Origin of the sequence: Psychrobacillus sp. FSL K6-1267, assembly GCF_038003265.1 — a bacterium.
Classification (GTDB): domain Bacteria; phylum Bacillota; class Bacilli; order Bacillales_A; family Planococcaceae; genus Psychrobacillus; species Psychrobacillus faecigallinarum.
Genome location: NZ_JBBOOR010000001.1, coordinates 3,949,824 through 3,962,185, shown reverse-complemented (window position 1 = coordinate 3,962,185; position 12,362 = coordinate 3,949,824). Strand labels below are relative to the sequence as shown.

At 38.2% G+C, this 12,362-nt stretch carries 12 protein-coding genes and 4 tRNA genes; all 16 read left to right on the top strand.

Features of this window, described 5'->3' with window-relative positions; translation table 11 throughout:
• The first annotated feature begins 72 nt into the window (after window positions 1–72).
• Window positions 73–148: transfer RNA gene (locus MHB55_RS20315), tRNA-Val, on the top strand.
• 21 nt (window positions 149–169) lie between these two features.
• Window positions 170–253 (top strand) — tRNA-Tyr (locus tag MHB55_RS20310).
• Window positions 254–258: 5 nt separating this feature from the next.
• Window positions 259–333: transfer RNA gene (locus tag MHB55_RS20305), tRNA-Gln, on the top strand.
• 21 nt (window positions 334–354) lie between these two features.
• Window positions 355–427, top strand: a tRNA-Ala gene (locus MHB55_RS20300).
• 112 nt (window positions 428–539) lie between these two features.
• Entirely contained in the window at window positions 540–1,118 is a 579-nt protein-coding gene (locus MHB55_RS20295) for a GNAT family N-acetyltransferase (RefSeq protein WP_225321622.1), read from the top strand.
• 70 nt (window positions 1,119–1,188) lie between these two features.
• Complete coding sequence (gene rocF / locus MHB55_RS20290) at window positions 1,189–2,094, top strand: arginase (protein ID WP_191697569.1); 906 nt, start codon at window positions 1,189–1,191, stop codon at window positions 2,092–2,094.
• Window positions 2,095–2,270: 176 nt separating this feature from the next.
• A complete protein-coding gene (gene sigW / locus MHB55_RS20285) occupies window positions 2,271–2,843 on the top strand; it encodes an RNA polymerase sigma factor SigW (protein WP_144541056.1) in 573 nt (190 codons plus the stop codon).
• A 14-nt stretch (window positions 2,844–2,857) separates the two neighbouring features.
• On the top strand, window positions 2,858–3,505 hold the full coding sequence (locus MHB55_RS20280; RefSeq protein WP_340863900.1) for an anti-sigma factor: 648 nt from the start codon (window positions 2,858–2,860) through the stop codon (window positions 3,503–3,505).
• A 120-nt stretch (window positions 3,506–3,625) separates the two neighbouring features.
• Window positions 3,626–4,462 carry a diadenylate cyclase CdaA gene (cdaA, locus tag MHB55_RS20275; protein ID WP_144541060.1) on the top strand — a complete coding sequence of 279 codons (837 nt, stop codon included), beginning with the start codon at window positions 3,626–3,628 and terminating at the stop codon, window positions 4,460–4,462.
• Window positions 4,455–5,735 carry a CdaR family protein gene (locus MHB55_RS20270; RefSeq protein ID WP_340863899.1) on the top strand — a complete coding sequence of 427 codons (1,281 nt, stop codon included), beginning with the start codon at window positions 4,455–4,457 and terminating at the stop codon, window positions 5,733–5,735. Before cdaA ends, MHB55_RS20270 begins: the two co-directional genes overlap by 8 nt.
• A gap of 37 nt (window positions 5,736–5,772) precedes the next feature.
• Window positions 5,773–7,125: a phosphoglucosamine mutase gene (glmM, locus tag MHB55_RS20265; RefSeq protein ID WP_151112078.1), complete on the top strand. Its 1,353-nt coding sequence runs from the start codon at window positions 5,773–5,775 to the stop codon at window positions 7,123–7,125.
• A gap of 269 nt (window positions 7,126–7,394) precedes the next feature.
• Window positions 7,395–7,907, top strand: coding sequence for a type 1 glutamine amidotransferase domain-containing protein (locus MHB55_RS20260; RefSeq protein WP_144541066.1), 513 nt, complete (start codon window positions 7,395–7,397; stop codon window positions 7,905–7,907).
• 280 nt (window positions 7,908–8,187) lie between these two features.
• Entirely contained in the window at window positions 8,188–8,637 is a 450-nt protein-coding gene (locus tag MHB55_RS20255) for an Lrp/AsnC family transcriptional regulator (RefSeq protein WP_144541068.1), read from the top strand.
• Window positions 8,638–8,934: 297 nt separating this feature from the next.
• Entirely contained in the window at window positions 8,935–9,876 is a 942-nt protein-coding gene (gene nikB, locus MHB55_RS20250; protein WP_144541070.1) for a nickel ABC transporter permease, read from the top strand.
• 14 nt (window positions 9,877–9,890) lie between these two features.
• Complete coding sequence (locus MHB55_RS20245) at window positions 9,891–10,787, top strand: ABC transporter permease (protein WP_144541072.1); 897 nt, start codon at window positions 9,891–9,893, stop codon at window positions 10,785–10,787.
• A gap of 24 nt (window positions 10,788–10,811) precedes the next feature.
• A complete protein-coding gene (locus MHB55_RS20240) occupies window positions 10,812–12,362 on the top strand; it encodes a glutathione ABC transporter substrate-binding protein (protein ID WP_191697567.1) in 1,551 nt (516 codons plus the stop codon).

Below are 12,362 nucleotides of genomic sequence, written 5' to 3'. Positions count from 1 at the left end.
AAAAGTGCTTGTTTTGAAGATAGCTTTATGCTAAAATATTTATTGTCCGGTTTTTAATTAGGACACAGCAACGGAGGATTAGCTCAGCTGGGAGAGCATCTGCCTTACAAGCAGAGGGTCGGCGGTTCGAGCCCGTCATCCTCCACCATTTATGTTTTATGATTAGCCTGGAGGGGTAGCGAAGTGGCTAAACGCGGCGGACTGTAAATCCGCTCCTTAGGGTTCGGCGGTTCGAATCCGTCCCCCTCCACCAGTTATTGGGGTATAGCCAAGCGGTAAGGCAACGGATTTTGATTCCGTCATGCCCTGGTTCGAATCCAGGTACCCCAGCCATTACAACTCAGCATAAATTGTGGGGCCTTAGCTCAGCTGGGAGAGCGCCTGCCTTGCACGCAGGAGGTCAGCGGTTCGATCCCGCTAGGCTCCATCTATAAAACTCTTTCCATTTAATATGGGAAGAGTTTTTTTGATTCAAAAAATATATTCATCATACTCTAAAAGCGTTATGATTAGAAAAAAGAACAAAGGGTGTGTAATCGGTGGAAAAATTAACTCATAAAGACGTTACGTTAAGGTTATTAACCGAATCGGATATATCTATGCTATGGGAGCTATACGAGCCTAGCGTATTTAAATATATGCTAAATAAGATAGAGGATGAGCAGCAGTTAAGGCAATGGCTACAAGCTGGTATTGAGCAGATGAATGACCAAAAAAATGCTATTGCTTATGTAGTAGAACACACTACTACCAAAAAAATAATGGGTACTACTCGCATTTATAACATAGATCGAGTTAATCATGCTTGTGAAATCGGTTCTACTTTCTATGGAAAACAATATCAACGTACACATGTGAACACGACATGTAAACTTTTGCTGCTCAATTATTGCTTTGAAGATCTTGGTATGATCCGCGTACAGTTTAAAACTGATGAGCTAAATTTGCCATCTCAACAAGCAATTGAAAGGATTGGGGGTATCAGAGAAGGTGTGTTAAGAAATGAACGCATCAGGTCTGATGGAACAGTTAGAAATACAGTGGTATACTCCATTGTGGATTATGAGTGGGCAGAGGTTAAAAAACAACTAAAGTTTTTATTGAATAAATATACATAAAATTGCTCGGTTGAGCCAACTGACCCTTAGGATTTACAATGGATGTATGAACTGAAGGGGGTATAAAATAATGAATAAATTAAATGTATCAATTATCGGTGTTCCTATGGATCTTGGGCAAAATAGAAGAGGAGTCGACATGGGACCTAGTGCCATACGATATGCTGGTGTCGTTGAGCGTTTAAAAGCTCTTGGGCATACGGTGAAAGATGAAGGAGACATTTTAATCAGTCAAACTAGAGAAGAAAAGTCACCTAATACAACTCTTCGAAATTTAGAACAAGTGATAGAAGCAAATACAGCTTTAGCTAACAAAGTCCATTCCGTTGTGACAGAAGGAGAATTTCCACTTGTCCTTGGAGGAGACCATAGCATTGCAATTGGTACATTAGCAGGGCTCTCGGATCAATATGAAAATCTAGGTGTTATTTGGTATGATGCTCATGCTGACTTAAACACAGCTGAAACATCTCCATCAGGTAATATTCACGGAATGCCGCTAGCAGTAAGTATCGGCCTAGGTCATGATGATTTAGTGAATATCCGTGACTTTGCGCCAAAGATTAAACCGGAGAACATTGTAATCATCGGAGCACGTTCAGTTGACCCAGGGGAAAGAGAACTGATTAAAGAAAAAGGTATTAAAGTTTTCTCCATGCATGAAATAGATAAACTCGGGATGACAGAGGTTATGAATCAAACAATGGCTTATTTCCTAGAACGTAAAGTAGACGGAGTTCATTTATCATTAGATTTAGATGGACTAGATCCACTTTATACTCCTGGAGTTGGGACACCAGTACCAGGTGGAATAAGCTATCGTGAAAGTCATTTAGCTATGGAAATGCTGTATTCTTCCCATTTAATTACTTCAGCGGAGTTTGTGGAAGTAAACCCTATCCTGGATGAAAAAAATAGAACAGCTGATGCGGCAGTCGCACTTATGGGCTCATTATTTGGAGAAAGTTTAATATAATTGTTTTAAGTATTTTTTTGAAAAGCAGGCAAATGGTCTGCTTTTTCTTTTTTTTAAATCAACACAAAGCTGGAAATGTTTGATAAAATTAAAAATAACATAAAAAAATGAAACCTGTTGAATCCTTAAACGTATAGGTAGAGACAGCCGCATAGAGCGGAGGGGAAAATCACACGATGGATGCGTTAGTTAACAAGAGAATAAAACAAGTGTTAAAAGGAGATAAAGACGCATTCGCGGAGATTGTCGACCTTTACCAAAATAGGCTTTTCCAAGTTTGCTATCGAATGCTTGGCAATCGTCACGAGGCTGAGGACATTGCACAGGAAGCATTTGTGCGAGCCTATATTAATATTCACACGTTTGATCAAAAAAGAAAATTTTCAACATGGCTTTATCGTATAGCAACAAACTTATGTATCGACCGTATACGTAAAAAAAAGCCTGATTATTATTTAGATGCAGAAGTAAAGGGTACGGAAGGTCTAGATATGTATTCCCAAATTGCAGCGTCTGAGGAACTTCCTGAAGAAGAACTGATGAAGCTAGAGCTACAAGAAAGAATTCAATATGAGATTAGCAGGCTTCCTGATAAGTATCGATCCGCAATTGTACTTAAATATATGGAGGAATTATCTTTACAGGAAATTAGTGAAATTTTAGACCTCCCATTGGGTACAGTGAAAACAAGAATTCATAGAGGTCGGGAAGCACTTCGAAAACAATTAAGTAAACAACCTAATCTATAATAGGAGGAATCATGATGAGTGCGTGTCCAGAACGAATTGTTCACTATATGCATGAATATCTAGATGGTGAAATTAGTCGTGAACACGAGCTGGAGCTCAAATCACACTTGCAATCATGCCCGGAATGTCGTAATCATATGCACGAGCTGAGCGATGTGGTGGCTTTTGTGAAGGGTGCTGCTCATATAGAGGCACCAAATGATTTTACTCTTTCCGTTATGTCTAGACTTCCAAAAGAGAAATCACATACTGGAGTAAGCAGATGGTTCAGACAACATCCGGTTATGACTGCAGCTGCAATGTTTCTTTTGTTAATGAGTAGTGCACTTTTCTCAAATTATAATAACGATCAGCAATTTTCGTTTACTAAGCAAGAGCATGTAATCGTCGAGGGAGAAACGGTTATAATCCCTGAAGGACAAGTCGTTAAAGGCGACTTGGTAGTTAAAAATGGGGATGTTAGAGTAGATGGTGAACTGGATGGTAATCTAACAGTTATTAATGGTTCCATTATTGACGGCTCTAAATATATGGCTTCTACCGCAAATGTTACAGGTAAAACGGAGGAAATAAATCAAGTATTCGATTGGCTATGGTATACCATAAAAGATAGTACTAAAGATATAGCTTCATTCTTTAAAAATGAAAAGACAAACGAATAAAAAGTCTATCCAGGAAACTTTGGATAGACTTTTTTCGTTAGAGTTAGAAAGAGAAATCTATACTACATGTATGTTATACTTACTTTATATGGATTCGCGAGGAAAAGTGGGGGATGCCCAATGTCGTTTATGGAACAATTTACGGACTTGATGCCAGTGAATGTAATCGTCAATATTTTAGACGTTTTATTCGTATGGTTTGTTATATATAAATTAATAACTCTTATTAAAGGAACAAAAGCAGTTCAATTGTTAAAAGGTATTTTTGTAATAGTCATTGCAAAGGTAGTAACAGACTTTCTAGGCCTGGATACTCTAGGCTGGATGTTAAACCAAGTAATTGAATTTGGTTTCTTAGCTATCATTATAATATTCCAACCTGAAATTAGAAGAGCGTTAGAACAAATAGGTAGAGGTAAATTGTTCTCTAGAAGCTCACTGCATGAAGAAGAAGAGCAAACTCGTTTAATAGAAGCAATGACCAAGTCGGTTAGCTATATGGCGAAAAGACGTATAGGAGCCTTGATTTCTATAGAAAGAGAGACTGGATTAACGGAATATATAGAGACAGGAATAACTCTAAATTCCCACTTAACTTCTGAGTTGATGATTAACATCTTTATTCCAAATACACCACTACATGATGGCGCTGTTATTGTTCAAAAGAATAAGATAGCCTCTGCTGGTTGTTATTTGCCGCTTTCTGAAAGTCCTTTTATCTCTAAAGAACTTGGAACAAGGCACCGAGCTGCAATAGGACTCAGTGAAGTCACAGATGCGATAACAATTGTGGTATCGGAGGAAACAGGTGCAGTTAGTCTTACATCTAATGGAGACCTACATCGAAATCTTTCTATAGATGAATTTAAAAATCATTTAACAAGACTTTGGTTTGGTCCATCAGAGGAGCAAGCAACACCTTCTAAGTGGCTATGGAGGGGGAAACAAAATGGATAGAATGATGAATAATCCATGGCTTTTGCGAATTATCACACTTACCTTTGCCATACTGCTGTTTGTATCCGTGAAATCTGACATTGAATCTGACAATCAGAACTCAAGCAGCAAAACGATAGATATGATAAGAGAAGTACCGGTAGAGATTTATTATGATGATGAAAATTTAGTTGTGACTGGAGTACCTGATACGGTAGACGTCAATATAGAAGGCCCTACTCAGCTCGTAACATCAGCAAAAATCATGAAGGATTATAAACTATTTGTAGATTTAAGAGAACTTCCAATTGGAGAACATAGAGTTGCCATTTCGAATGAGAATTTCTCCGAAAAGTTAAAGGTTCGTACTGATCCTGTTTATGTAAATGTTGTAATAGAGGAGCGTATCACACAAGAGTTTAAAGTCGACCTAGATATGAACGAAAACTTATTAGCAGAGAACTATGTATTAAAATCTTCTAGTGTGGAACCAAAAACAGTTACGATTACAGGTGCAAAAAGTATCATTCAAAGCATAGGTTATGTAAAAGCAACTATCTCAAGTGAAAAAGGTATCAATAAGTCCTTTGAACAGCAAGCAAGTGTCAGAGTCCTGGACTTAGACCTGAACAAATTAGATGTATCTGTTGAACCAAGGACCGTGCAAGTTAAATTGACTGTGGAAGAATACAGTAAAGAAGTACCAATTTCGATTGTGAGAAAAGGAACACCTAAGGCTGGGTTAACAATCAATAATATATCTAAAGACACAGAAACCGTTCGGATATATGGCCCACGAGCAACGGTGGATAAAATTGATAGGTTGAATGTCGATGTAGATGTGAGTAAAATTGAGAAAGCCGGTACATTTGATGTGAAGCTGACTCAACCTGAAGGAATCACAAGGATATCTCAAGAAAAAATTGAAGTAAAGGTTGATGTCACCGAAGCCCCTTCTACAACAGAGGCAGAAGAAACGGTGAAAGAAGAGGATACATCTGCATCCAGTGAAATAATAGAAAAATCCTTTCCAGGTATGAAAATCGCTATAAAGGGTTTACCTGAGGAATTAGAGAGTAAGTTTAATGTTCCTGCAGATGGGGTTGTCGTTTTAGTGGGAAAGGGAACAGCTGAAGCATTAGAGAAAGTGCAATCAGGGGATATATCCATATATGTTGATGCACAAAATTCAGAAGTTGGAGAAGCGATTCTCCCTATTCAAATTGATGGCCCTTCGAATATAGAATGGCAAACATCTGAATCCGAAGCAAAACTAACGATAATAGAAGCATAAAAGCAGGATAACAGGTAATTAAGGAGAGTAGATCAAAATGGGAAAATATTTTGGGACAGATGGCGTAAGAGGTGTAGCAAACTCTGAACTAACACCAGAACTTGCATTTAAATTAGGTCGTTTTGGCGGTTATATATTAACAAAAGAGTCAAAGGAACGAGCAAAGGTATTGATCGGAAGAGACACACGTATTTCTGGTCATATGCTAGAAGGCGCCCTTGTTGCAGGTCTTTTATCGGTTGGGGTAGAAGTAATGCGCTTAGGTGTAATTAGTACACCAGGTGTAGCTTATTTGACTAGAGTAATGAGTGCAGATGCAGGTGTCATGATTTCTGCTTCCCACAACCCTGTGGAAGATAACGGCATCAAATTCTTTGGTTCAGACGGCTTTAAACTTTCCGATGAACAAGAAGAAGAGATTGAGCAACTGCTTGATGCAGAGAAGGACGAACTTCCTAGACCTACTGGTGGGGGAGTTGGATCGGTTTCCGATTACTTCGAAGGCGGACAAAAATACATTCAATACTTGAAGCAAACGATCGATGAAGATTTCGTCGGTATCCATGTTGCTTTAGATTGTGCGAATGGGGCTACATCCTCTTTAGGGACTCATGTATTTGCTGATTTAGATGCTGACCTATCAACGATGGGCGTTTCTCCTAATGGCTTAAATATTAATGATGGAGTAGGCTCTACTCATCCAGACGGCCTAGCGAAATTTGTTTTGGAAAAGGGAGCAGCTGTTGGTTTAGCATTTGATGGTGATGGAGACAGACTTATTGCAGTGGACGAAAAAGGTAACATAGTTGATGGCGACCAAATTATGTACATCTGTGCCAAGTATTTAAATTCCCAAGGACGTTTAAATAACCAGACGGTAGTTTCTACTGTTATGAGTAATATGGGCTTCTACAAGGCGCTAGAGGCAAATGAAATGACTAGCGTTAAAACTGCTGTAGGAGATCGCTATGTTGTGGAAGAAATGAAGAAAAATGGATATAACTTGGGTGGAGAACAATCAGGACATATTATTTTCCTAGATTACAATACAACAGGCGATGGATTGCTGACTGGTTTGCAGTTAGTGAACATCATGAAGGTAACTGGTAAAAAACTTTCAGAGCTTGCAGCTGAGATGAAGATATACCCACAAAAACTAGTTAATGTTCGTGTAACAGATAAGCATGCTGTAACAGAAAATGAAAAAGTAGCAGCAATTATTAACGAAGTAGAGACTGAAATGGCTGGAAACGGCCGTGTATTAGTGCGTCCATCTGGAACAGAGCCATTAGTGCGTGTAATGGTAGAAGCTTCCTCCGAGGAAGACTGTGAAAACTATGTGAGCCGTATCGTAGAAGTTGTAAAAGCTGAAATGGGCCTAGTAGAATAAATAGAAATCATTCAATATAAATATTTTGCATCCTCGACTGTTAGTTCCTAATGGTCGAGGATTTTTTTGTATGTAAAGAGTCATAGTACATAGCAGTTGTTTTCTGATGTTCTCAATTCCTTTCAGATAGGTTACCCAACAAAGGTAGGGAGAATTCTAAAAGGAATTAGACAATTAGTCTATCCTCAACTATTATTTTTATCAAAAATGTTTAATGCACCTTAAAGTGTGGAATTATAAGAGAGAACAAACAATTGAGGAGTGAGGAAATGGCTAAAGTAGCAACATTAATCACAAATATGTTTGAGGACTCAGAATACGCCAAACCAGCACAAGCACTAAACGAAGCTGGGCACGAGGTGTTTGCAATTGAAGAAGAGGCTGGAAAACAAGTAACAGGTAAAAACGGAGAAGTAAATGTAACGATTGACTATGGGATTGATGATGTAAAACCAGAGGAATTCGATGCACTGTTCATTCCTGGCGGTTTTTCTCCAGATATTTTACGTGCGGATGATCGCTTCGTACAATTTGCAAAATACTTTATGGATGCTAAGAAACCAGTATTTGCAATCTGTCACGGACCACAACTTTTAATTACTGCGAAAACATTAAATGGTCGCGATGCAACTGGTTATAAATCCATTCAAGTGGATCTAGAGAATGCTGGCGTTAAGTTCCATGACGAAGAAGTATTCGTTTGTCAAAACCAGCTAGTAACAAGTCGAACGCCTGACGATATTCCGGCATTTAACCGTGAAATCGTGAAGCTGTTAGCTTAATGTAAATAGGAAGGCTCTTCAATTAGTCTTTCCAAAAACAAAACTATAGAACTAGAAAAGGCAAGAATGCTGTTAAATCAACACATTCTTGCCTTTAATTATGTGTTCTAAAATTTTCTATTTGGTTCAACCACGCATTATGTATATGCAAAAGATATATAGATTTTTTCAATGTAAAGAGTAAACTGTATTTTTCTTTACATTATGTCGTTATAATGATATTTTTGCTTTCTAAAGTAAAGTTAATCATCTATTATATTAGATGGGAGGGAGATATACAATGGGAATTGATGCGGTAGACAAGCGAATTCTAGAACTGTTAACAGCTAATGGTCGATTATCATATGTAGACATTGGGAAGGAATTAAATCTTTCTAGAGTTGCTGTAAGGGAGAGGGTTCATCAACTACAGAAGGAAGGAATTATTGAAAGATTCACTGTAGTGATCAATTCTGAAAAAGTAGGTAAAGGGGTATCCGGCTTTTTTGAAGTGGATTGTGAGCCTTCATCATTAGTGGAAGTTGCAGAGAAATTAGCAAACAACCCAAGTGTAGCGAGTTGCTACCAAATGACAGGACCTTCCACCTTACATATGCATGTGTTAGTTGATGACTTCATTAGTCTAGAAAAATTTATCAATGAAGAGTTGTATGCATTAGAAGGTATTACGAGAGTTGAAAGCCATATTTTATTGAGAAGATTTAAAAGTCGTAGTGGCTTAAAATTATAAAAGGCATCCTTTAGAGGATGCCTTTTTGCATGGACAAAAAGAATGGAAGCGTTTACTTTTGTACAAAACAATAATAATACATAAAGTAATAAAATAGGAGATATTCTATTCGAAAAGTAATGGATAAATTATTTATTAAGTCTAAAAGTAAAGAATAAATGAAATAAATAAATTTATTTGAAAATTCATATAGATTTTTGTGAATTGTTGTATTATAATCAAAACTATTAAAATTCAGTCATTTGTTAACCAAAAACCAAGAAATGATTAACAAGTGTAGAAAAGGTTGGTGGGATTGTGATTTCTTTAATAGTAAGGCGTGGTATACAGCTTCTTTTCTTGCTTTTCGGTATATCATTTCTAGTATTTTCATCTATGTACATAGCGCCTGGGGATCCTGCCACTATGGTAGGTGGGCCGACAGCAACCGAATCGGATTTGGAGTCCATAAGAGAAAACTTGGGACTAAATGATCCTTTCCTAGTTCAGTACGGTCGATATGTAAAAAATGCGGTTCAAGGAGATTTTGGTTACTCCTATCAATCTAAACAATCAGTTTCTGAGGCAATAGCTATCAGGCTACCAAATACTTTTAAGTTAGCCATTGCGAGTATGATTGTCGCCATCATAATAGGGGTGGTTGCCGGATTGATATCAGCCTTAAAGCAAAACTCATGGCTCGATATGACATCTACTACTCTAGCACTTGCAGGAATATCCATACCGAACTTTTGGTTGGGAGCATTGTTGATATTAGTATTTGCTGTAAATTTACAATGGCTTCCAGTAGGTGGTTTATCAGCACCTTTTTACACGTTAGAAGGCTTTAAGCAGATGATCCTTCCTGCAATCACACTTGGCACTAGTGCAGCAGCAATGATTTCGAGGATGACAAGATCCTCCGTGCTAGAGGTAGCTAAAGCCGATTATGTAAGAACGGCCAGAGCAAAAGGTGTAAAAGAAAGGTCAGTCATTTGGGTACATACTCTAAAAAACGCAATGATTCCAGTAGTGACGGTCATTGGTGTTAACTTTGGTGGCTTACTCGGAGGAACAATTATTACGGAAAAAGTGTTTGCAATCAACGGAGTTGGAAGGTTGATGGTGGATGCTATTGCACAAAGGGATTTCCCAATGGTACAGGCTTCCGTTTTACTAGTTGCAACATTATTCGTGGTCGTGAATCTCCTTGTTGATATTGTCTACACATTCATAGACCCAAGGATAAGCTATGACTAAGAAGGAGGGATCATATGTCTAACACCATTTCAGTTAATAATAAACTTCCAACTGCAACAAGAAAGAAGGATAAGGTAATAGTTACGACGATGAAGCGCCTCTTTAAAAATAAATTGGCAGTCTTAGGTTTTGCTATTATCTTAGGGCTGATTATCATGTCTGTCTTTGCTCCATGGTTAGCAACATATGACCCATCAAAGCAAAACCTTGTAGCAAGTGAACTTCCAGTCTTTTCAGACGGACATTGGTTAGGGACAGATAATTATGGGCGAGATGTTTGGTCTCGTATTGTTTATGGATCAAGGATTTCTCTATTAGTGGGAATCGCAGCCGTTAGTCTTGGGTTGCTTGGAGGAATTACTCTTGGGTTGCTCGGTGGCTATTATAAAAAGCTAGATGGAATCATTATGAGAATAGTAGATTTGCTCTTCTCCTTCCCTGGAATTCTGCTTGCTATGTTAATCATAGCTATCTTAGGTACTAGCTTGGTCAATGTGGCGATAGCCATTAGTATTTGGTCAATACCAAGCTGCGCGCGCATAGTCAGAGGTTCGGTACTTTCTATTAAACAAAAAGAGTACATTATGGCTCTAAAATCATTAGGAGCGTCTGATTTAAGGATTATGATTCGTCATATTCTACCCAACGCCATGGCACCGATCATCGTGTTTGCCACAATGAGAATGGGAACAGCTATCCTCTCAACAGCTTCTCTCAGTTACTTAGGATTAGGGGCACAGCCTCCTACACCAGAATGGGGAGCAATGATTTCACAAGGGCAAAGTTATATGTGGACGTCACCTCATTTAACAATTATTCCTGGAATAGCAATTATGTTAACCGTGTTTGCCTTTAACGTACTAGGAGACGGATTAAGAGATGCATTAGATCCAAATATGGACATCCAATAAAAAGAAGTAGAGGAGAATATGAAAATGAAGAAAAAATGGTTATTTATTTTATTATTTGTTGTTTCAATCGTGCTAGCAGCTTGTTCTGGAGGAGAATCCTCATCAGCACCAAAAGAAAACGGTGGTTCCGGAAGCGATATTAGTGGTAAAACCTTTACTTATGCAACTACAACAGATGCTGTTGGCTTGTCACCAATCATGACCAACGATTCTCCTTCTGCAAATGTTATTGAACAGGTTTATGAAACACTTTTTCAACGTAACTCAGAAACATTGGAAATTGAACCAAAATTAGCAGAATCCTATGAAAATCCTGATGAAAATACATGGATCTTTAAACTAAAAGAAGGCGTACAATTCCATGATGGAACTCCATTTAACGCTGAAGCTGTTAAGTATACTTTTGATAAATTACGCGACCCAGCAACTGGCGCGCCACGTGCTTCTCTTTTAGAATCAGTGGAAGAAATCACAGTGGAAGATGAATACACAGTGAAAATTACAACGAAATATCCTTATGGAGCGTTCTTAGCAGCACTCTCTCATACAAACTCGGCAATCGTAAGCCCGAGCGCTGACCAAAAACAAGATTTGATGAAAGAGCCAGTAGGTACAGGACCATTTAAATTTGTTAGTTGGACACCTGGAGACCAGTTGGAGCTAGAAGCAAACGAAGAATATTGGAACGGAGCACCTGATTTAAAGAAAGTAGTGTTCAAGGTGGTTCCTGAGGTTTCTACAGCAATTTCTATGCTACAAACAGGTGAGGTTCAATTTATCGATAACCTTCCAACAGAACAAATCAATCGTTTAGAATCGATGGACAACATTGACATTCAAAAAATAGATGGCTCTCCAGTCTATTACTTTGCATTTAACCACTTAAAAGAAATGAATCAAGATCCGGAATTCCGAGAAGCAGTTGCTTCAGCAATAGATCGCGATGCGTTTGTCTCTAAATTGAATGGATTAGGTGTTAGAAGTGATAGCGTAGTTGGACCAAAGGTATTTGGATATGATAAGTCAGCAGAGAATGCTGGAACTCCTTACGATTTGGATCATGCAAAGGAATTAGTGGAGAAAAATGGATACGGTGATCAACCACTAAAATTATTAACAGCTAACCGTGCTAATACAACATTAATGGCTGAAATAGTACAAGCTCAACTAGTAGAGGCAGGATTTAAAGTTGAAATCGAGTCTATGGAATGGGCAACATACTTAGACTCAGCTCGTGCAGGCGAATATGACTTAACATTCTTAAGCTGGTCAAATGTAACGGGAGATGGTTCTGAATTATTTTACCCGAACTTCCATAGTGACAATGTAGGCTCATCTAACAGAGCACAATATAGCAATGCAGCATTTGACGACTTAGTAATGCAATCACGCACAACAGTTGATCAAGAAGAGCGCGCAAAATTATTAGACCAAGCAAACAAATTAATGCTAGAAGAAAATGCTGTAGTAGTTATGTATCACGGAGTTGTTACATCGGCTTTGGATAACACCTACACAGGATTGAACCTAGATTCCACTGGTAAATGGACATTAAAAAATGTAACTGGAAAGTAG

Excerpts from the sequence above, each read along its gene's own strand:
- MHB55_RS20255 (WP_144541068.1), top strand. The coding sequence starts at position 8,188 with ATGGGAATTGATGCGGTAGACAAGCGAATTCTAGAACTGTTAACAGCT.
- MHB55_RS20280 (WP_340863900.1), top strand. The coding sequence starts at position 2,858 with ATGAGTGCGTGTCCAGAACGAATTGTTCACTATATGCATGAATATCTA.
- MHB55_RS20245 (WP_144541072.1), top strand. The coding sequence starts at position 9,891 with ATGTCTAACACCATTTCAGTTAATAATAAACTTCCAACTGCAACAAGA.
- cdaA (WP_144541060.1), top strand. The coding sequence starts at position 3,626 with ATGTCGTTTATGGAACAATTTACGGACTTGATGCCAGTGAATGTAATC.
- rocF (WP_191697569.1), top strand. The coding sequence starts at position 1,189 with ATGAATAAATTAAATGTATCAATTATCGGTGTTCCTATGGATCTTGGG.
- MHB55_RS20240 (WP_191697567.1), top strand. The coding sequence starts at position 10,812 with ATGAAGAAAAAATGGTTATTTATTTTATTATTTGTTGTTTCAATCGTG.
- glmM (WP_151112078.1), top strand. The coding sequence starts at position 5,773 with ATGGGAAAATATTTTGGGACAGATGGCGTAAGAGGTGTAGCAAACTCT.
- MHB55_RS20270 (WP_340863899.1), top strand. The coding sequence starts at position 4,455 with ATGGATAGAATGATGAATAATCCATGGCTTTTGCGAATTATCACACTT.
- MHB55_RS20260 (WP_144541066.1), top strand. The coding sequence starts at position 7,395 with ATGGCTAAAGTAGCAACATTAATCACAAATATGTTTGAGGACTCAGAA.
- sigW (WP_144541056.1), top strand. The coding sequence starts at position 2,271 with ATGGATGCGTTAGTTAACAAGAGAATAAAACAAGTGTTAAAAGGAGAT.